Below are 20,906 nucleotides of genomic sequence, written 5' to 3'. Positions count from 1 at the left end.
GGCTAAACGCTACAGCGCCAGCTCCACTCGGTTCCGGCCGGCCGCCTTCGCGGCGTAGAGGGCGGCGTCGGCTTCACCCAGGAGGGTGTCGGCGTCTGCCCGGTGCTCGGCCGTGAACGCGGAAATCCCGGCGCTCAGCGTCAGCTGCCCCAGCGGATCCCCTGAGTGGACAATCTGCAGCCCGCGCACCGTGTCCAGCGCCCGCTCCATAAAGGCCTTGGCACTCACCTGTGACTGGTTCGGCAGGACCAGCAGGAATTCCTCGCCGCCGTACCGGTACACGCCGTCGCTCTTCCGCGCCGCGCCCACCAGCGCCTCCGCCACGGCCCGCAGCGCGAGATCGCCCGCCTGGTGCCCGTAGATGTCGTTGTAGCTCTTGAAATGGTCCACATCGCACATGGCCACGCAATACCCCTCCGTGTACCGCTGGCTGCGCGCATGCAGCTGCTCAAGGTCCTCGGAGAGTTTGAGCCGGTTGTGGAGGCCGGTGAGCGGATCGGTCCGCGCCTGCTGCGAGAGCACCTTCCGGTAATGGGCCAGGTCCGCGTGCAACGTGGTAACCCGCAGCGCCACCAGCAGCCGCGCATGCAGGACAAACGGGTCCAACGGCTTGGTGACGTAGTCGTCCGCCCCGGCTGCGAGCCCGGCGAGCACATCGTCCCGCGAGCCCTGCGACGTCAGCATCACGATGTACGTGTAGAGGTCCGCCTCGCGCGCCCGGATGGCCCGGCACAGCGCCAGCCCGTCCATCCCGGGCATCATCCAGTCCGTGACCACCACGTCGGGTTGGTGTTCCAGGTACAGGGCCCAGGCCTCGTCACCGTCCGCCGCCGTCAGGCAGTCATGCCCGTAGCGTTCGACGGCGGCGCGGGCCACCAGGAGCGAGCCCGGATCGTCATCCGCCACCAGGACTTTCACTGTGCCACCTCCAGCGCCACGTTGAGTTCAAAGTCCACCCTCACAAGCTCAGCTTCCAGCCGGCTGACCAGCTGCGGGCCGCCGTCGAGCCTTCCGCTGCGTCCCATCGCCTCCAGCTCGCCGCACAGGCTTGCGACGGCGGTGGCGCCGATGTTGGCCGCCGCACCCTTCAGGGCGTGCGCCGTCTGCGCCAGGTCCGGCCCGCCGCCGTCGGTCACCGCTTCGCGCAACGCTGCGAGACGTGCGGGAACGTCGTTCCGGAACGCTTCCGTCGTTGCGGGCAGCAAGCCCAGGCCGTCCTCCGGGCCGAGGCCGCGCAGCATGGCGAGCCGGTCCGCATCCAGCGCCGGTGCACCTCCGCCGGTGACGGCCAGCAGCTGGGGAGCGTCGTCCACCTGCGAAGAGTCCGGCCGTTCCGGCGAAGAGGGGCCCGCCTCCTCGGGGACCCAGCGGGCCAGGGCGGCTTCAAGCTCGGCGGCGTCCACCGGCTTGGAGAGGTAATCGTCCATGCCGGCGGCGAGGCAGCGTTCCCGGTCCCCGTCAAGGGCACCGGCGGTCATCGCAATGATGGGAAGATGGCTGGCCTCGCGACGCCGGATAACGCGCGTGGCCTCGAATCCGTCCATCACCGGCATGTGGCAGTCCATCAGGACGGCGGCGTACCGGGTGCTGGCGGTGGCGGCCACGGCCTCTGCTCCATCGGCAACGACGTCGACCGCGTAGCCGAACTTGGTTACCGTGGCGCAGGCCACGAGCTGGTTCACCTCGTTGTCCTCCACCACCAGGATGCGGCCACGCGATGGCTCAAGCGGCCTCCCCCGAACGGGCAGCCCAGCGGAGGAGCCGACGGACGACTCGGACGCCTCAGACGACAACTCAGCCGTCAGGTCGGCGTCGGAAGGCCAGCCGGATGCGGACGGCCCCAGGGCATGGTGTTCGCTCGTGGACATCAGCCGGATCAGGCGGTTGTAGAACTCGGAGCTGCGGACCGGTTTCATCAGCCATTCGCGGACTCCGGCGTCGGCGATCTCTGCCGCGTTGACCTGCATGGTGGAGGTGAGCATGATCAGCTCGATGTCCGCCAGCGCGGCGTCGGCCTGGAGTTCGCGGGCCAGTTCCAGGCCATCGGTATCCGGCATGCAGAGGTCCAGTACGGCCAGGTGGAAAGGCACGCCGGCCGCTGCGGCTTCGTGGGCGCGGGCCAGCGCGGCGCGGGCATCCGGCACGGCCTCCGGCTGCAGCTTCCAGCCGCGCAGCTGGGATTCCAGCACCAGGCGGTTGGTGGCGTTGTCGTCCACCACCAGGACGCGCAGCCCGGTGAGGAAACCGGCGGTCGGCGCGGGATCCGTGGACGGCGGCGCCACGGGCACGGGGATGCGGAACCAGAACGTGCTGCCCTCGCCCGGAGCGCTGTCCAGGCCGATCTCGCCGTCCATGGCCTCGGTGAGCCGGCTGCAGATGGCCAGGCCCAGGCCGGTGCCGCCGTAGCGCCGGGTGGTGGAAGCGTCCGCCTGCGAGAAGGATTCGAACAGGCGCGCGTGGTGCAAAGGGTCGATCCCGATGCCGGTATCGCGGACCTCGAAGGAGACCATGGCGGTGGCCCCGGGCTTCGCATCCGGCGTCTCCGTAGTCACGCGGATGGACACCTCCCCGGCGGCTGTGAACTTCACGGCGTTGGAGGCCAGGTTCAGCAGGATCTGGCGGATCCGGCCGGAATCACCGTGCAGCCTGGCCGGAACGTCCGGTTCGCAGTAGGCGATCAGCTCCAGGTTCTTGGCCTGCGCGGGCTCGGTCAGCAGGCCCGCCACTTCCTCCACGAGGGCGCGGGGATCGAAGGCGCGGATGTCGAGGTCAACCTTGCCGGCTTCCAGTTTGGAGAAGTCCAGGATGTCGTTGATGAGGGATAGCAGCGCCTCGCCGGCGCCTTTGACCCCCTGGGCGTACTGTTTCTGTGTCTGGTCCAGCGGCGTCTCCAGCAGCAGCGCTGTCAGCCCCACCACGCCGTTCATGGGCGTGCGGATTTCGTGGCTCATGGTGGCCAGGAACTCGGACTTGAGCCTGCTCGATTCCAAGGCCGCTTCCCGTGCCGCCTTCAGCTCCTGCTCGGCGGCACGGCGCAGGGTAATGTCCCTGGCGATGACGGCGATCCCGCGGACAGTTTCTCCGTCACGGATGGGGGAAATGGTCACGGACACGGGGATGATTGCGCCGTCTTTACGCTGGTGTTCGATTTCGAAGCTCATGGCCTCGCCGCTGTCGCGAAGCTGCCCAAACACCTCGTCTTCGGCGCCGTCAGTGCTGCCCGGCGGCAGGAGGAAACGCGCGTCGCGGCCGATCGCTTCCTCGGCCGTGTAGCCGTACTGATGCTGCGCTCCAGGGTTCCAGCTGGTGATCATGCCGTCGGGTGTGGTGCTCAGGATGGCGTCCGTGGAGGAGCTCACAATGGCGCCCAGACCCTCCAGCTCAGCCGTCCTGGCCGCGACTTCCTGCTCCAGCCCGGTGGTCAGGGTGAGGTTCTCGATGATGATCAGGACCTGGCGGACCAGGATGCAGGCCACGGTTGTTCTGGCCACCGTCAACAGGAAGGCGCTCATCTCGCTGACGTGGGGCTGGGCGATCATCATGACGGCCACCAGGATAGGTACGTACGGCAGCATCTCCAGGGCCAGCGCAAACGCCCTGCGGTCCGGCCGCGGGTTTTCCGCGTAGGGGAGCAGCGGTGCCAGCGCAATCAGGAGGAAGGCGCCGATCCAGCCCAAGGCGAGGGGCGATCCCGTGACGCCCGTGACGCCGTCGAACGTCAGCCTCACATAGGTGCTGTCCGTGATGGTGAGCAACAGCAGGCCGCCGCCGAAACACAGCCACGGCAGCCGCTCGCCGGACTGCCGGCGCATCCCGAGGACCAGCACCAGGGACATGATGACCACGTCCACGACGGGGTAGGCAATGGTGGTGAGGTGGGTCAGGAGGTCGCCTTCCGCGCTGAAGGCCGGGCCCAGCGCCGTGTACCAGCTGACCACCAGGACTGAGCCGGCGATGACCGCGGCGTCAAGCACCGTCCGGGCCAGCCCCACGCGGGTGGTGCCGCCGGGGCGCTTGAAGCTGAAAAGTGCAACAGCGGCCGGCACCGAATACGCAAGGAACAGGGCATCGGCGAGGGAGGGGAACGGGTAGACGTGGTTGTTGGCGAGGCCGAAGTACGTCCACACGGCCTGGCCGGCTGCCCAGACGTACGCGGCCACCGACATCAGGGCCCAGGCCCGGGCGTTCACCCCGCCGTGCCACGCGGCGTGGGCGCAGCTGCGACCTGCCAGCACGGCCGCCCCGAGTATCGCGAAGTCACCCGCCACCAGGGCCGCGGGCGTGCCGCTGTTGGCGGCAAAATACACTCCAAGAACGCCCAGCAGCCCAGCACCAAGCGCGATCAGCCAACCTAGCCTGGCCGTGCTCCTGCTGGTGGCGGGACGATGCTCCAAGAGACCTGTCTGAGACACTCGGATCCCTCCCCATAGGTGCGCCCGTCACCCGTAAAAGCTGAGACCCGGGCCCGCCCGAGACCTGGGCGGAGACGCAACCCTATGATATCCCTCACGTCTCAAGAAGGACCGTACCTCGCGTCCACATGTACTACTTGCCGGCCCGCGCGCTGCAGCAGGCTGGCCGCCACCCCGGAGCGGTATCCGGTGGCGCAGTGCACCCACACCGTGCCCGCCGGAATCTCGGCCATCCGCGCCAGCAGCTCATGCAGCGGGATGTTCACCGCCCCGGCGAGGTGGCCGGCGTCGTACTCATCAGTCCGGCGGACATCGAGCACCACGTCTCCGGCGCCCCGCCCGTGCAGCATTTCGGCCCAGTCCACCCGCGGATAATGCACGACGGCGGTGCCCGGCGCGAGTGCCGACGGTTCCGTTCCGAGGGCGGCGTCGGGGGAGTCGATGCCGATCCGGGACAGGTCCCGGATGGCCTTTTCGACGTCCTCCTCTGATCCCACCAGCGTCATTTTTTGGTTCCAGGGCAGGACCCAGCCCAGGTAGGCGGTGAAGCTGGAGCCGCGGCCATACTCGAAACTCACTGAGCCCTGCAGGTGGCTGCTGGCGAACGCCACCCGGTGGCGCAGGTCCACCACCCATTCGCCCTCCGCGAGCCGGCGGCTGAGTTCCACCGGATCCACGGATTCCGGCACAGCGAGCTCCGCCGGCCCCGGGCCCTGCCGGTTCGCCGGGGCCATGTGCGCGTAGTAGGACGGGTAGGCGGTCAGGTTGTTGATCAGCTCCCGCACAAAGTGGTCCTCATCGGCGTCCGTAAACGCGTGGTTGGTTTCCTGCTGTTCGGCGATGGTGGACGATCGGACGCTCGACGCCGGCCCGGACGAACAGAACGAGCCGAACCCGTGCGTGGGGTACAGGGCTGCTGCCGGCCGGGCCTCGGCGGCCAGGCGGCGGACCGAGGAGTACTGGGCGTGGGTGAGGTCCTCCGTGTCTGCGTCACTGACCAGGTCGGTCCTGCCCACCGACCCGTAGAGCAGGCTGCCGCCCGAGAACACCGCCTGCTGCTCGCCGTCGCTGACCACGTAGCTGAGATGGTGGTGGGTGTGGCCGGGCGTGGCCACGGCCTGTACGGTGAGCCGGCCCACCTGGACCGTGCCGCCGTCGGCTATTGGCGTGTGTTCGAACCCGACGTCGTCGTTGGCGCTGATGAGGTACTCGGCACCGTGCGCGCGGGCCAGGATGAGTCCGCCGGTGAGGTAGTCGTTGTGCAGGTGGGTTTCGGCAACGTGGGTGATCCGGACGTCCGCTTCCGCGGCCGCGGCTTCCATCCGGTCCGTGTCCCGCTGCGGATCGATGACCAGGGCCACCTCGCCGTCGTGGACCAGGTAGCTGCGGTCCCCGAGCGGCCGCGTTTCGATGACAACAACGTCCATAGGTTCATTGTCCTCGCCTTGCCGGACGCGTGCCCGGATTCCCCTTTGGCAAAAGTGCTTAGCCTGGGTCGGAACGGCCCGCCAACGCATGGAGAGCATGTCCGGCGTTCTTCAGCGCGTGCTCGAAGCGGTCGGCCGGTTCCGGGTGCGAGAACAGGTAGCCCTGCAGCGAATCGCATTCGAGTGCGATGAGGTAATTCGCCTGCTCGTCGGTTTCGATGCCTTCGGCTGTGACGGTCAGTCCCAGGCTGTGCGCCATATTGATCATGGAGCTCAGGATGGGCAGGCGTTCCGTGCCGGTGCGAACCATGGAGACAAACGTCTTGTCGATTTTGACGATGTCCACTGGCAGGTCCTGCAGCCGTCCCAGCGAGGAGTAGCCCGTACCGAAATCGTCGAGCGCCACCCGGGCACCGGCCTCCCGCAACCGGCTGAGCTGTTCGATCACGTTGCAGTCGGCGTCGAAGAACACGCTCTCGGTCACCTCGAAAACCAGCTGGTAAACGCCCACGCCGCACGATTCCGAAAGGTCCAGGACTTTCTCGGCAAAGTCGAGTTCCTGCAGCTGGACCCCCGAGGCGTTCATGGACAGCGACCGCGACGGATCCTCGCGCAACCATGACGCCAGCTGCTTCAGGCTTTGCGCCATCACCTCGTTGCCGACTTCGTTGATGAGGCCGCTGCGTTCGGCCAAAGGAATGAATATCGCGGGAGGGACACGCTGGTCCTCGCGGTCCCAACGTGCCAGCGCTTCAAACTTGACCACCCTGCCCATGCGCGGCGACACGATCGGCTGGAACTCCACAGAAATCTCACCCCGGGCAATGGCCAGCTGTAGGCCTGCTTCCAGATCGGTCCGCTGGACCAGGGCCGTCATCATATCCTGGTGGAACCGCAGGAAGCGGTTCTTTCCCGCCGCCTTGGCCGCATACATGGCGATGTCCGCCTCACGCAGCACTTGAGAAGCGCCCCGGGCATCCCGGCCAATCGAAGCCAGCCCCAAGCTCACGCTGGGACGCAGCACGCTGCCTTCGATCGAGAACGGCACGTGCAGGCACCGCACAATGCACTCGGCGATAGCGTCGGCGTCGGGGCAGGCCGTCAGCAGCACCACAAACTCGTCGCCCCCGAGCCGGGCCACCACATCCGCGGTGGGGACACAGCCGCGGAGCCGGTGTGCCACCTCCAGCAGCATGTCATCGCCGGCCTGGTGGCCGAGGATGTCGTTGATTTCCTTGAAATTGTCCAGGTCGATGAGCAGGACGTCCACTGTCTTCAGGCGTGGTTCTTTGAGCGCCGCAGTGAGGGCCTGGTTGAACACCGCCCGGTTGGCCAGCCCGGTCAGCGGATCCTGGAACGCAAGTGCTCTCAGCAGTTCCGCCTGCGCGGCCAAATCAGTCAGTGCCTGCTCGGCCTGCTCCTGCGCCTGCCTGCGCGGAGTGACATCCCGGAAGCTCCACACCCTGCCCGCGATCCTCTCACCAACCCGTTGGGGCCGCGAGTACCTTTCAAAGGTCCTGCCATCCTTGAAGTCCAGCACGTCGTGGCTTTCTGCCGCCGGGTTAGCCACAACCTCAGCGATTCTTGCCGTGAAGGCCTCCGGGTGGGCGACCTGGGAAACGATCAGCCGCATGATGGGCACTTCGGTGTCACTGTCCAGGAGTTCCGGCGGGATGCCCCACATCTTCAGGAACTGGTCATTGAACCCGGCAACACTGCCGTCGGAGCTGATCACCAGGATGCCGTCCGCGGTGGATTCGAGGGTGGCCGTCAGCAGTGACATGGCCTCGAGGAGGTCAGCGTCAGCTCCCTTGCGGTGTTCCGTGCTCCGGACCGAAACCAGCAAAACCTGCGAGCCGCCGTCGTCCAGCAGTGAGCCTGCCACCTCGGCGGAGAACTCTGTGCCGTCCCGGTGCAGTCCGTACACTTCACGCGGCGGCAGCGGTTTACCGGGCTGCGCCTGCAGGTGCTCCTGAAGCAGCCGCGTTTCGCTCCGGAACCCCTCCGACAGGAGCAGCCAGTGGTCGCTGCCGATCAGCTCAGCGCGTGTGTAGCCGAACAGCTTGCTGGCTGCCGCGTTGGCCATTTTGATGGTGCCGTCCGCGTTGACCGCCATCAGCGCGTCCGGGCTGGCATCAAGCAGCACACCGAAATTCGACGCGCCCACATCCTTGTCCTGCCGCTTGGAACGCCCCATGCGCTACCACCCCCACGCACATCATAAAGTGCAGGTTGTGATCCTGGTACGAAAACGCGTTTCTTTTGTGCGGCGTTTGGACATGGAGGCCCCGGATGCGGCGCTTTCCCGGCCGGAGGCGCAGGAATGGGGCTATTACTTACGCATTTCCGTCACGGCGGCGCCCGAAACGGCGGCGCCGCCAACGTGACCGCCGTCCGCCGCGGCGTTGGTGCCCAGCCCGCGGACCACCCAGCCCTCCGCCTGCCAGGCAGCAGTGTCGAGGACGTTCCTGGCGTCCAAGATCACCCGACGCCGCACGAAAGCACCCGCAGCGGCGGGGCACAGGCGCAGGTACTCGTCCCACTCAGTGAGCAACAGCACCAGCTCCGCGCCCTCCAACGCCCGCGTGGCGGAGGCTTCGAACCGCAGCTGCGGATACCGCAGCCATGCGTGGTTCACGGCCTTCGGATCCGTCACCGTCACGTGCGCGCCGGCAGCTGCCAGCCGGGCCGCGACGTCCAGGGCGGGGGAGTCGCGGATGTCATCGGTTTCGGGCTTGAAGGAGGCCCCGAGGATGGTGATGGCGCGTCCGGAAACACTGCCGCCGCACAGTTCCGCGGCCAGGGACACCGTCCGGGTCCGCTGGCGGACGTTGATGGCATCCACCACGCCCATCCAGTCGTTCACCGGGTCCACGCCCAGAGCAGCGGCCTGGCTGCGGAGGCTGCGGATGTCCTTGGGCAGGCACCCGCCGCCGAAGCCCAGCCCGGCATGCATGTAGCGGTTCCCGATCCTCGGGTCCATGCCCATGGCCTCGCTGAGTTCGGCCACGTCCGCGCCGGACGCGTCGCACAGTTCGGAGATGGCGTTGATGAAGCTGACCTTGGTGGCCAGGTACGCGTTGGCGGCCGACTTGATCAGTTCCGCCGTGGCGAAGTTGCACACCAGGCGCGGAATGCCGGCGTTCAGCAGCGGCTCATACACGGCGTCCAGCGCGGCCGTCACGGCACGCGGCGCCCCGGTCTTGGGGTTGAAGGCCACGGCCCGTCCGCCCGCCACACCGTAGACCAGTCGGTCCGGCACCAGCGAGTCCTTCACTGCCGTGCCCTGCCGCAGGAACTCGGGGTTCCAGCCCAGCTGCACGTCCGGCCGCCCCGCGAGGACGTCCTGGAGCATGTCCACCGTGCCCACGGGCACCGTTGATTTCCCGACGACGACGGCGCCCCTCGCCAGGTGCGGGAGCAGCGTCTCGGTGGCGGACACGAGGAAGCTGAGGTCGGCGCCGTCGGACGTCTTGGACTGCGGCGTCCCGACGCAGAGGAAGTGGACCTGGGCGCCGGCGGCAGCGGCGACGTCGGTGGAGAACGTGAGGCGGCCGGTGCTGCGTCCGTCGCGGAGCAGTTCGTCCAGGCCGGGTTCGAAGAAGGGGGCCTGGCCGCGGCCCAGCTGGTCCACTTTGGTGGCGTCCACGTCGATGCCCACCACGGTGTGGCCCATGGACGCGAGCGTGGCGGCGTGCACGGCGCCGAGGTAGCCGCAGCCGATCACCGAAATTTTCACAGGGACGCTCCAGTTTTGGTTTGGGCAGGCTCAACCACCGGGCGGCGGCTCTTGGTTTCGACGGTTTCAGCCAACGGTTCTCCGGCGACTACTGATTCGTACTGACGCACCAGCTCGGCGCTGAGCACCGGCCACGTCCGCGCCTGGACCGAGGCGTGCGCTGTCGTGGCGAACGCGCGGCGCTTGGCGTCGTCGCCCATGAGGTCCATCACCCGGGCCCGGAAGCCGGCCAGGTCGCCGGGCTGGTACAGCCAGCCGGTGCGGGAGTTTTCCACCAGGTCCAGGGGCCCGCCGCGGCCCGTGGCCACCACCGGCACCCCCGATGCCATGGCCTCCTGGATGGTCTGGCAGAAGGTCTCGAACTCGCCGGGATGGACAAAAAGGTCGAAGGACGCCACCGCCTTCGCCAGCTCCTCACCGCCGAGGAACCCGGTGAACACGGCGTCCGGCAGGGCTTCCTGCAGGGCGGACTTTTGGGGTCCGTCGCCCACAATCACCAGCTTGGTGTTCGGGACGTTGGCGAGCGCGGCGAGGTCCTCCACCTGTTTTTCGATGGCCAGCCGGCCGACGTAGCCGATGATCCGCTCACCGCCGGGGGCAACCGTTGCCCGCCACCCGGCGTCGCGCTTTTCCGACGAGAACCGCGCCGTATCCACACCGCGCCGCCACATGCCCACCCGCGGAATGCCGCGGCCGCGCAACTGGTTCAGCGCGAAGGTGGACGGCACCAGGGTCCGGGTGGCCAGCAGGTGGATATTCTCCACCCGGTTCCACGCCCAGTTCTCCAGGAACGGCACACCATAGCGGGCGGCGTAGCTGGGAACCTCGGTCTGGTAGATGGCTATGGTGGGGATCCCCAACTGATGCGCGGCCTGCACTGCCCGCCACCCGAGGATAAACGGCGATGCGAGGTGGACAACGTCGGGTGCGTAGTCGGCAAGGATTCGCTTGACCCGGTACACACCGCCCATCGCCACTCGCACGTTGGTGTAGCCGGCCAGCGGAACTGCGGGGACCCGGTGCACCGTCGCGCCGTGAACCACCTCGGTTGGTCCCACGAACTCGGAGACCGCATAGGTGGAAGGGGCGATGACCAGGACGTCGTGGCCCTGGTCCTCCAGGTGTTCAAGCACCCTCAGGATGGAGTGGGTCACTCCGTTCATCAGCGGCAGGAATGACTCGGCAACAATTGCGATCCTCACTCCTCCACGGTGGGCGCGGCGCCTGTCGGGGCGGGGTCAGTCGGGTTGAGGATAGGGAAAGGTTGGGTTAACAGATCGGCGCTCAGCCGTCGTGGCCGTGCCGCAGCACGTCCGGGAGTTCGTCCACATAGACCGTTTGCGGCGGCTCGAAATAGATGACCAGCACCTCGTCGCCCACCGCGAAGGTGCTTGTTTTGTCGAAGGGGTGGGCATAGAACGCGTTGGTGCCGCCCAGGTAGGGCAGCATGACCTCGCCGAGGGTTCCGGGGCCAACGCGCCCGGTCACGCGGCCGATCTTGCCGGTCAGGCTCCGGTCAACGTTCTTATGCATCGGGGGCTTTCGCGGGGCGCTTGCCTTCCCGGCTGCTCTTCAGTGCCGAGGACAAGGCAGGAAGGTAGTCGCCCACCTGGGCCAGGATGCCGCCCAGCATCTTGTTCACGCCCTCGCCGCCGTTCAGCACGGTCATCTGGCCCACGTGGGAGAAAGGCTCGGCCGCTGCGGCGATGATGGCCGGCATGTTTTCGGCCAGCTGCTGCGCAATGACGGCGTCCTGGTTGGTCCCGAGTGCTTCGGCCCGCGCCTTGATGCCGTCTGCCTCGGCCAGCGCCTTGGCCTTGATGGCCGAGGCCGCGGCGTCACCGCGGGCCCTGGTGGCAGCGGCTTCGGCCTCGCCGGTGACCTTCGTGGCTCCGGCCGCGGCCGCCGCGGCAGTGGCGTTCGCCTGGGCAGTAAGTTCCGTCCGGCGGGCGTTGGCCTGGGCTTCAAGTTCCGTGCGGCGGGCCAGCGCCTCGGCGGCGCTGATGTCGGCCGCCTTCTGGCCCTCCGCGTCTGTGCGCTTGGCGTACGCCTTGGCGTCGGCGGGCTTCCGGATGGTGGTCTGGAGCTTCTGCTCCTCCCGGTCCGCCTCAAGCTTGGCCACTTCCGTTTCCTGGACGACGACGTGCTGCCGGGCCGTCGCATCCGCCAGCGGTCCCGCCTGGGCGGCCTCCGCCTTGGCCCGCTCGGCGTTCGCCTGCGCCACCGACTGCCGGATGGCCGACACGCTCTGCGCGTCCGCGATCATGGCAGCCGCCTCCGCCTCTTTCTCGGCCGCCTCACGGTTCCGCGTGGCCTCCGCGATCCGGGCCTCCATCTTCACTTGGGCGATGTGGGGCTTGGCGATGTTCTGGATGTACCCCGTGGGGTCCTGCAGATCCTTGATCTGCAGTGAATCCACCACCAGCCCGAGCTTCTCCATTTCCACCCCGCTGGCGCTGCGGACCTGGGACCCCAGCTTGTCCCGTTCGCGGATGATCTCTTCCACGGTCATGCTTCCGATGATGGACCGCAGGTGGCCTTCAAAGACGTTGTAGACCTGGCTTTCCATTTTGGGCTGCTGGCCCAGGAAACGCCTGGCTGCATTTGCGATAAACGGCGGGGCGTCGCCGATTTTGTAAATCACCACGCCCTCAACAATCACCTGGATGCCCTGCGAAGTAACGCAGGAAACTTTGAGCTCCGTTTCATTCAGCGTCAGGGAAAGCATGCGGACGGTCTGCAGGCCCGGAAATACCAGGGCGCCCTTTCCGGTGACAATCTTGAAGTCCATTCCGGCCCGGGTTTCCAGGGTTCCGCGCGTCAGGCCGGAGATGATCAAGGCTTCATTGGGCTCCGCCACTTTCCACATCAGTTTGATGGCCCCCCAGACAAAGCCGACCACCAGTATTGCCCCGATAATCGCGGCAAGAAGTGGGAAGAATGCTGACAGATCCGGCATGACGAGGTCCTTTCGCGTGCGGAACAGGCCTCCCAGGAAAGCCCCAATAAATGGCAGCTGCTCAGGCCTTGCCGGTATTGCGTGTCGCCAATTCCGGCCTGCTGGCCAGCTGTTGTAGACAGTCTGGTTGGCGCCCGCCCAAGAGTCCAGAGCGCGGGCTGTTGCGTGGGGGTTTCAACAGGCTGGATCTCGACCGGCCAGGCTCCTAATTGCCGAGGATCTCTCGGGCAACGCGCTGGGCCTCAATCTCCTCAGGGGCAACGGTGGTTCCGCGGAGGTATCCGGCGGTGGCCATGATTTGCCGCAGCTCGGCGTGCGTGCGCGGCGTTGTCACCCCGTAGTGGGCCATGGCATGGCAATTGGCGCAGAGCGGAACCAGATCCGTGAGCGGATCCAGCTGGTAGCCGGCGCCGAGTTGGGCCGCCGGCACCACATGGTGGACGTCGATGAAGTCCTTGCCGAGCTCGCCGTACGCCAGTTCGAAGGAGAACCCGCAGGCCGCGCAGCTGTTGCCGCGGTGCGCGATGCACGCCCGCCGGGCCTCGGGGTCACGCTCGTACCGGTTGGCGGTGACGCGCACGACGGCGGCATCGGGGTACGTGCCGGGCACAGGTTGGGTGGGGTCAGGTCCTTGCGCCGGCCCGTGAGTGGCCCAGAGCGCCCGGACCGCGGCTTCGTCGCCGGACTCCAGCGCCATGCCCCCGGTTTCGGCGCTGGCCCACACGACGCCGGGCACCGCTGCGTCGAGGACCGCCGCAGGCACGTGGTCGCCCAGCGGCAGGAGCGCATCGAACGCCACCTGAACGGTGAACTCAGGCTGGCCTGACGAGGCCGCTTGACCCGGGTGCCCCGGCTGCTCCGAGAGGACAACTCCATGGCCGATCAGGCCGGGACCGTGCGCCCCCAGCAGGAGCAGCCACACGCCAGTGCCGGGGGCAACGCTGCGGCCCACGCTCCAGGGCTCAAGATGCAGGCCGGTCACGGCAACCTGTTCAGTAACAGCCGCGTAGTTCCAGCGGTTCCAGCCGGCCGGGTCCCAGCCCAGGATGATGTCGCTCATGGGGCCATTGTTGCAGGCCCCATGGCCCGTGCCGCCTTTGGCGCGAACGGACACCTGGGGCCCTGATTTCAAAGCGCGAACCGGCAGCTATTACCCTCAAAGCCGAGTTTTGAGGGTATTAGCTGCAAGTTCGCGCCGGCGGGTGGAGCTTAAGTGTCTGTTCGCGCTGATTGGTGGCGGGCTCGGGCACTGGCTCGGCCGCCACCACCGGGTGGTCACGGCCGAGGTTCCCGAGTTCGGACGCGCCCTGCGGCGAGCCCAGGTCCTCGAAGAACTCCACGTTGGCCCGGACGTAGTCGGCCCATTCATCCGGGACGTCGTCCGAGTAGTAGATGGCCTCCACGGGGCACACCGGATCGCATGCCCCGCAGTCCACGCACTCGGACGGGTGGATGTAGAGCGAGCGTTCGCCTTCGTAGATGCAGTCCACCGGGCATTCCTCGATGCACGCCTTGTCCTTCACATCCACGCACGGTTGCGCGATCACGTATGTCACGGCGCGCTACACACCGGTGTAGACGGTTTTGCCCCAGGTGAAGAAGTCCAGCGCGGACCTGCCCTGCTCGCGGAACGTGTTGGTGGAGGAGTCTTTTACCCCGCCGAACGGCACGTTCAGGTCCAGTCCCGCTGTCGGGCGGTTGACCTTGATCACGCCGGCCTGCGCCCGGGCGGCGAAGTCGGTGGCGAGTGCCAGGGAGTCTGTGCAGATGCCGGCGGTGAGGCCGTAGCGGGAGTCGTTGATGGCGGCGAGCCCGGCCTCGTAGTCGGCTACCTCCAGGACCGTCACCACCGGGCCGAAGATCTCCTCGGTCACGGCGGCGTCGTCGAAGGGAAGGTCGGTGAGTACCGCGGCCGGGAAGAGCAGAGCGCCGTCGGGGTCGCCGTCGTACGTTCCGTGCAGGAGGGTGGCACCGCGTTCGACGGCGGTGCGCACGGCCGCCTGGTCCTGCTCGAACTGCTGCCTGCTCACCACAGCGCCCATACGGACAGCGTCCGGACCGTCAGTGTCGAGGCCGTCCCCGGCGGTGTAGGCGGCGGCTTCCGCCGTGAGTGCCTCGAGGAATTCCGCGCGGACTCCGGGGGTGACATACACGCGGGAGGTGGCGGTGCACGCCTGGCCCGTGAGGCCGAAGGCACCGGCGGCGACCACCTGGGCGGCCTTGCGGGGATCGGCGTCGTCGAGGACCAGGACGCCGTTCTTGCCGCCCATTTCCAGCTGGACCCGGGCGCGGCGGGCGTTGAGGATTTCCTGCAGGCCGAGCCCCACGTTGGTGGAACCGGTGAAGGACAGTCCGGCGATGCGGGGGTCGCGGGCCAGGGCGTCGCCCACCACGCGGCCCTTGCCGTGCACCACGTTGAACACACCGGGCGGGAGTCCGGCGTCCTGCAGCGCCCGGGCCAGGTGGGTGGCCGAGAGCGGGGTGAGCTCGGCCGGCTTGATCACCACGGCGTTGCCGCTGATCAGGGCGGGGGCGGACTTCCAGGCCGGGATGGCGATGGGGAAGTTCCAAGGAGTGATGAGTCCGACGACGCCGAGCGCCTCGCGCCGGGTGGTGATGGTGGTGTCCGGCAGGCCGCTGGGCAGCACTTCTCCGGTGGCGGCCCAGCCGAGCGAGCCGAAGAAGCGCAGCACGTCCGAGGCGCGTTTGACCTCGCCTTTGGCCTCGGCGAGGGTTTTGCCTTCCTCGCGGACCAGGTCCTCGGCGATGGCGGCCTGGCGTTCGATCAGCAGGTTGCCGGCGGTGATGAGGATGGCGCCGCGCGACGGTGCGGGCAGTGCTGCCCATCCCGGCTGTGCTGCCGCGGCGGCCGTGATGGCGGCGTCCACGTCCGCGGCGGTGCCGCTGGGGGAGAGGGCAGCGACTTCGCCCGGGCGGGCCGGGTTCATTCGCTCGATGTCCGCCTCGCCCAGCCATTCGCCGTTGATGAGGTGTCGGACGGTGATGAGTTCGCGGCCGGTGGAAGTGGAGGTGGTGACGTCGGTGGCAGTGGAGGTCATGGTGTTCCTTTGGGAATCGTGGGGAGGTCGGAGGAGCTACTGGCTGCGGATCAGGCCGCCGTCGCAGCGGAGCGCGACGCCGGTGATGTACGACGCCGGGGCGCTGCAAAGGAACGCGGCGGCGGCGCCGAACTCCTCCGGCTCGCCATAGCGGCGGGCAGGGATGGTTTTGCGTGACTCGAGCTGGATGTCCTCAACGGCGGTGCCCCGGCGCTTGGCGGCGGCCTGGTCCAGTTCGGCCACGCGGTCCGTGGCGATGCGGCCGGGCAGGAGCATGTTGACTGTAACTGCGTCGAGGGCCACTTCGGCGGCGAGGGTCTTGAGGTAGCCGGCCAGCGCGGCCCGGCCGGTGTTGGACACGGCCAGGTTGGGCAGCGGGGCCACCACTCCGCTGGACCCGACGGCGAGGATGCGGCCCCAGCGCCGTTCCCGCATGCCCGGAAGGACGTGCGAGATGAGGGCGTGGTGCGGTTTGACCAGAAGCTCGAAGGCGGCGGCGATGTCCTCGGAGCTGAGCGTCGCCGCGGCGCCGGGCTTGGGGCCGGGACCGTTGAGCACCAGGATGTCGATGGGACCGAGGTCCGCTACGGTCTGTTCGACGGCGGACTCGATGCCTTCCGGCGTGGTCAGGTCCGCTTCGATGGCGATGGCTCCCGTGCCATACGCCGTGTGCAGGTCCGCGGCGATTTCCTTGGCGCGGTCGCGGCGGCGGCCGGTGACGGCCACGCGGACGCCTTCGGCGGACAACGCGCGGGCAACGGCGAGGCCCAGGCCCCCGGTTGAGGCGGCCACGAGGGCGGTTTTTCCGGCGATTCCGAGGTCCATCAGTAACTCCCTACAGAGGTGTGTTCGTGGGTGGCAGCTGACTCAAGCGCAGCAGCAGCTTCCCGCAGGTGCGTGAGCATGCTGTGGCGCAGCTTCTCCGGGAACTCCGCGGCCGGAGCCCGGACGCCCGAATCCTTGATGAGTCCGCGCTTCCGCAGGCATTCCTTGCGGACGGCCAGTGCGATTTTGGCCTGCTGCTCGAAGTTGATCAGCGGCAGGTACGGCAGCAGCTGGTCCCGCGCGGCTTCGTATCCGTCGCGCTGCCACGCCCGGACACAGGCAATCAACGCTTCGGGATAGGAGAAACCGGTCATGGCGCCCGCTGCGCCGGCCATCAGCTCGTCCAGCAGGCCCTGCCCGCCCAGCCCGCCGAAAACGGACACCCTGCCAACCAGCGCGGCCGTCAGTTCCGCGATGGCCACGCTGGTGGGCGGCGCTTCGGCCTTCACCGCGACCACGAAACTGCACCACTTCACGACGGAAATGAGGGCCTGGGTGCTGATGCTGACGCCGCTGGCCAGCGGATAGTCCTGCAGCACCACCTTCGCGCCGGTGGCCCGGTGGATGGCGTCCAGGTGTGCGATCACCACTTCGGGCCTGGCGGAGTTGGCCTGCACCATCACGGCCGCAAGGCGCTCGCCGGCCACGGATTGGGCTGCGCGGATTTCCTCGATGGCGGGTCGGGTGGCGAGGGCGGTTACCCCTACCACCAGGGGGAGGTTGGCGCATTCAACGGCGATCTCCAGAACCTGCCGGCGTTCTACCGCGGTGAGGGCTGCGGCTTCGCCGAACACGCCCAGGACGGTCAGCCCCGTGGCGCCGATGGCTTCGTAGTGCTCCACCAATTCGGACAGGCTGTCCAGATCCACGTCCAGGGTGCTGCCCTGGAACGGCGTGGCAACAACGCCCCACACGCCTGGAGCCAGGGACTCACGCGTGTCCTTCCCGTTTCCGTTGTTCAGTGATTCAGTCATTGAATCCTCCTCGAGGTTGTAGGGCATCAGCGGCCGGGCCAGACCGGCGGCCGCTTTTCCTGGAAGGCGCGGACGCCTTCGGCCGAGTCCCCGCTATCCAGCGCGGCCATCAGGGCCGGCAGCCGGAGCCCGCGGGCCTCCTTGGCGGTAAGGTGCCCGGTCTGCGTGACCATCTGCTTCACGGCCCGGACCGAGGTGGGGGCGCAGGCGAGGATCTGGTCGACCCAGCGCTGCACCGCGGCGTCGAGCTCTTCTGCCGGGACCACCTCGTTGACCAGGCCCATGGACTGCATTTCCGCGGCGTCAGCCTTCCGGCCGGTCAGCAGCATGCCCATCGCCTGGGTGTACGGGATCCGGCGCACCAGCTGGTGGATGCCGCCGTCGAGCGCCAAACGCCCCACCCGCGGTTCCGTGAGCCCGAACCTGGCATTGTCCGACGCCACCACGATGTCCGCACCGAGTACGATCTCCATGCCGCCGCCGAGTGCGTAGCCGTTGACCCGGGCAATCACCGGCACATCGAGCGACGTGCGCAGGCTCAGGCCGCCGAAGCCGTTCGGGTCCAGGCCGGCCCAGTACTCCAGGCCGGTCTCGTCCACGGCGGAGGCGGACATGTCCGCCCCGACGCAGAACGCGCGGGTCCCGGCGCCGGTGATCACCACGGCGCGCACGTCCGGATCGGCCTCCAGCTGGTCCCAGATCTCGTTGAGCCGGGCCTGGGCGGTGCCATCGACAGCGTTGAGTACGTGCTGCCGGTCGATCACCACTATGGCAACGTGGTTGCTGATGTCCAGCGTGACCTCGTCAACGGCTGTTGTTGCCGTCGCTTCTGACACCGCGGTCACCGCAGGACCCCCAGCTGCTGCAGGCGCTCGATGGTCTCGGCGTCGAAGCCGTTCTCCAGCAGGACCTCCACGTTGTGCTCGCCGAGCCGCGGCGCCGCGCGCCGGACCGTGGGCGGGGTGGCGGAGAGCCGGATGGGCGCGTTGAGCATGCGGACGGTGCCCACTCCGGGGTGTTCAACCTCCACGATCATGCCGTTGGCCTCGGTCTGGGCATCGCCCAGGGCCTGCTCCAGCGTGTGGACCGGGGCGTTCAGCAGTCCCTGGTCCTCCAGCCTGCCGGTCCAGTACTCGGTGCTGTTGGTGGCGAGGCGCTCGCGGAAGATGGCCTGCAGCGCCGGCTTGTGCGCAAACTGCTGCTCCAGGTCGGCGAACTCGGGCCGGAGCGTGAGGTCCTCGTCCAGGCCAAGTGCTTGGGAGATGCGGGCCAGCGGGTCCGGGGTGAAACCGCCTACCATGCACACGGCGCCGTCGGTGGTTTCGAACACGCCGCTCAGGGGCATGGCGCCCCAGTTGATCTCGTAGCCGCGGTTGAGCTGCATGCAGGCCTCCTGCATCTGCAGGTGCAGCATCGAGTCGTACATGGTCACCTCCACCTTCTGGCCGACGCCGGAGGTTTCCCGGGTGCGCAGTGCCAGCAGGATGCCCTGCATGAGGTGCATGCCGGTGATGTAGTCGCACAGCGTGGTGGGGTAGATGGACGGCTTCTGGTCGTCCGATTCCCGCCGCCACATCACACCGGAGTAGGCCTGGGCGATGGCGTCCTGGCCGCCCTTGTGCGAGTACGGGCCGACGGGGCCGAAGCCGGTGCCGGAGGCCCAGATGATGCCGGGGTTCTCGGCCTTGAGTTCCTCGTAGCCGAAGCCCATCCGCTCCATCACGCCGGAGCGGAAATTGCTGACCACCACGTCCGCGTCCGCCAAGATGGCGTGCAGCACGTTCCGCCCTTCCTCAGTGCGCGTATCGATGGACACGCTGCGCTTGTTGCGGTTGATGGACAGGAAGATCGGGTTATCCTGGCCGTCCTTATCCGGGAACGAGTTGCGCGAGATGTCCCCGGCGCCCGGGCGTTCCACCTTGATGATGTCCGCGCCGTAGTCACCCAGCAGCTGCGTGCAGGACGGGCCCATAAACACCTGGGTGAAGTCCACGATCTTGATGCCGTCCAGCGGCAGCGGCGTGGTGGTGGGTTCCGCTGCGGCGGCGGGCGCCGCCGTCGAGCGTTCCAACCCTGTCGTTTCCAGGGTCACGGTGCTCATGCCGGCACCGCCGCATCGGCGTCAACAGTGGCGTTCGACGACGGGACGTCGCCCGGGTCGGCGCCGTGCCGGCGCATGCCCTGCTGGATGTCCAGCACGGACACGTCGCGGACCAGGAGGTTGTTCTCGACGGCGAGGGCAGCTGCGACGCCGACGGCCTGGCCCATCGCCATGCAGGGCGGGATCTCGCGGGACATCTTCTGCGCCTCCGGGGTGGCGGAGTAGTGGCGGCCGGCCACCAGGAGCTGGTCCACTTCCTTGGGCAGCAGCGAACGGTACGGGTAGTAGTAGTCGCGGCCGCGGGCCACGGTGTCCGCGAAGTGCCGGCGCTGGGTGACGTCGTCCTTGGTCATGACGTACTCGCCCTGCAGCAGGCGGGTCTGGCGGACGCCCATCTGGGAGGCGACGTCCAGCATGTAGCAGTTTTCGAAGCCGGGGAGGTTGGCGCGGACGTAGTCCACTGCCTCGGAGATCCGATCCCGGGCGGCGAACTCGGCGGCGGTCATGTCCGCCGGGTCCGTGCCGTCGAAGCCGGTCATGTGCGGGGCGTTGCACCAGACCACGCCGTCGATGGGGGTCTTGAGCCACCACAGTTCCCAGGCGCCGCCGAGGAGGCGCTTGATCTTCCGGTTGATGGCGCGGGCTTCCTTCGGGTTGGCCTGCTCGAAGGCTTCCGCGGCGTCCGTGTTCACGTTGCCCAGACGGAAGACCAGCGTGGTGAGGTAGTTGTCCTTGGCGTAGCTGGCGCCGGCCCGGGAGGCGACATCGATGTCGCCGGTGGTGTCGATGACGATGTCCGCCATGAAGGCCTGCGGGCCCAGCTTGGTTTCGCAGATGACGCCCTTGATCACGCCATTGTCCACGATGGGGCGGGAGAACCAGGAGTGCAGGCGGAGGTCCACGCCTGCCTCGCGGACCAGGTCGTTGGAGACGCGCTTCCAGCCGTCCGGGTCGAAGGCCGCGGCGTAGCAGATGGGCTTGGGGTTGGTGTGGGAGTGGAAGTCGAAGGTGCCGTAGCGGCCCCACTTGTTCCAGAGTTCCTCGGAGGTCTTGCGGTCATCGGCCGGCGGTACGACGGCGAGTCCCAGCTTCTGCAGGCGCTCGACGTATTCGGACACGATGCCGGTCACCGTGATTTCCTGGCCGTTGATCATGTCATCCAACACCAGGACCATGCCGCCGGAGGCGAGGCCGCCGAGGGATGAGTAACGTTCCAGCAGGGTGACTGTGGCGCCGGAGCGGGCCGCGGTGACGGCGGCCGCCACACCTGCGGGGCCACCGCCCACCACGAGGACGTTGGATCGGGAGATGACCGGGGCGGTGAGGTCCGCCGTCGTTGTTGACAGTTCCAGCGAGTTGAAGGACGTGTTTTCGGGCGCGACGGAGTCGGCTGTGTGGAGCGAGTTCATG

16 protein-coding genes are annotated in these 20,906 nt (G+C 67.9%); all 16 read right to left on the bottom strand.

What is annotated here, in order from left to right:
- Window positions 1–9: 9 nt before the first annotated feature.
- Window positions 10–918: a GGDEF domain-containing protein gene (locus NFC73_RS04970; protein WP_254748105.1), complete on the bottom strand. Its 909-nt coding sequence runs from the start codon at window positions 916–918 to the stop codon at window positions 10–12.
- Window positions 915–4,394 (bottom strand): PAS domain-containing hybrid sensor histidine kinase/response regulator, encoded by a 3,480-nt coding sequence (locus NFC73_RS04965; RefSeq protein ID WP_254748103.1) that lies wholly within the window; start codon window positions 4,392–4,394, stop codon window positions 915–917. The genes NFC73_RS04970 and NFC73_RS04965 overlap by 4 nt, the downstream gene beginning before the upstream one ends.
- Before the next feature lie 119 nt (window positions 4,395–4,513).
- Complete coding sequence (locus tag NFC73_RS04960; protein ID WP_254748101.1) at window positions 4,514–5,839, bottom strand: MBL fold metallo-hydrolase; 1,326 nt, start codon at window positions 5,837–5,839, stop codon at window positions 4,514–4,516.
- Between the two features lie 58 nt (window positions 5,840–5,897).
- On the bottom strand, window positions 5,898–8,036 hold the full coding sequence (locus NFC73_RS04955; RefSeq protein WP_254748099.1) for a putative bifunctional diguanylate cyclase/phosphodiesterase: 2,139 nt from the start codon (window positions 8,034–8,036) through the stop codon (window positions 5,898–5,900).
- Between the two features lie 135 nt (window positions 8,037–8,171).
- Complete coding sequence (locus NFC73_RS04950) at window positions 8,172–9,578, bottom strand: UDP-glucose dehydrogenase family protein (RefSeq protein ID WP_254748097.1); 1,407 nt, start codon at window positions 9,576–9,578, stop codon at window positions 8,172–8,174.
- Complete coding sequence (locus NFC73_RS04945; RefSeq protein WP_254748095.1) at window positions 9,575–10,780, bottom strand: glycosyltransferase family 4 protein; 1,206 nt, start codon at window positions 10,778–10,780, stop codon at window positions 9,575–9,577. Before NFC73_RS04945 ends, NFC73_RS04950 begins: the two co-directional genes overlap by 4 nt.
- An 82-nt stretch (window positions 10,781–10,862) precedes the next feature.
- Window positions 10,863–11,111 (bottom strand): NfeD C-terminal domain-containing protein, encoded by a 249-nt coding sequence (locus NFC73_RS04940; RefSeq protein ID WP_254748093.1) that lies wholly within the window; start codon window positions 11,109–11,111, stop codon window positions 10,863–10,865.
- Window positions 11,104–12,537, bottom strand: a complete 1,434-nt coding sequence (locus tag NFC73_RS04935) for a flotillin family protein (RefSeq protein WP_254748091.1) — start codon at window positions 12,535–12,537, stop codon at window positions 11,104–11,106. The genes NFC73_RS04940 and NFC73_RS04935 overlap by 8 nt, the downstream gene beginning before the upstream one ends.
- 205 nt (window positions 12,538–12,742) lie before the next feature.
- Window positions 12,743–13,597 (bottom strand): HNH endonuclease, encoded by an 855-nt coding sequence (locus tag NFC73_RS04930; RefSeq protein ID WP_254748089.1) that lies wholly within the window; start codon window positions 13,595–13,597, stop codon window positions 12,743–12,745.
- A 118-nt stretch (window positions 13,598–13,715) separates the two neighbouring features.
- Entirely contained in the window at window positions 13,716–14,093 is a 378-nt protein-coding gene (gene fdxA, locus NFC73_RS04925) for a ferredoxin (RefSeq protein WP_254748087.1), read from the bottom strand.
- Window positions 14,094–14,099: 6 nt separating this feature from the next.
- Window positions 14,100–15,596 carry an aldehyde dehydrogenase family protein gene (locus tag NFC73_RS04920; RefSeq protein WP_254748085.1) on the bottom strand — a complete coding sequence of 499 codons (1,497 nt, stop codon included), beginning with the start codon at window positions 15,594–15,596 and terminating at the stop codon, window positions 14,100–14,102.
- 36 nt (window positions 15,597–15,632) lie between these two features.
- A complete protein-coding gene (locus NFC73_RS04915; RefSeq protein WP_254748083.1) occupies window positions 15,633–16,421 on the bottom strand; it encodes an SDR family oxidoreductase in 789 nt (262 codons plus the stop codon).
- A complete protein-coding gene (locus NFC73_RS04910) occupies window positions 16,421–17,395 on the bottom strand; it encodes a dihydrodipicolinate synthase family protein (protein WP_254748081.1) in 975 nt (324 codons plus the stop codon). The genes NFC73_RS04915 and NFC73_RS04910 overlap by 1 nt, the downstream gene beginning before the upstream one ends.
- A 26-nt stretch (window positions 17,396–17,421) precedes the next feature.
- Window positions 17,422–18,231 carry an enoyl-CoA hydratase-related protein gene (locus NFC73_RS04905; RefSeq protein ID WP_254748078.1) on the bottom strand — a complete coding sequence of 270 codons (810 nt, stop codon included), beginning with the start codon at window positions 18,229–18,231 and terminating at the stop codon, window positions 17,422–17,424.
- Window positions 18,232–18,236: 5 nt separating this feature from the next.
- Entirely contained in the window at window positions 18,237–19,496 is a 1,260-nt protein-coding gene (locus NFC73_RS04900) for a CaiB/BaiF CoA transferase family protein (RefSeq protein WP_254748076.1), read from the bottom strand.
- Window positions 19,493–20,905 carry an FAD-dependent oxidoreductase gene (locus tag NFC73_RS04895; protein WP_254748074.1) on the bottom strand — a complete coding sequence of 471 codons (1,413 nt, stop codon included), beginning with the start codon at window positions 20,903–20,905 and terminating at the stop codon, window positions 19,493–19,495. The genes NFC73_RS04900 and NFC73_RS04895 overlap by 4 nt, the downstream gene beginning before the upstream one ends.
- Between the last annotated feature and the right edge of the window lies 1 nt (window position 20,906).

It is taken from the genome of Pseudarthrobacter humi (assembly GCF_024294965.1).
In the GTDB taxonomy this organism is placed as follows: Bacteria; Actinomycetota; Actinomycetes; order Actinomycetales; family Micrococcaceae; genus Arthrobacter; species Arthrobacter humi.
The sequence above is the reverse complement of the archived record's forward strand: the minus strand, read 5'-3'. Positions and strand labels throughout refer to the sequence as shown.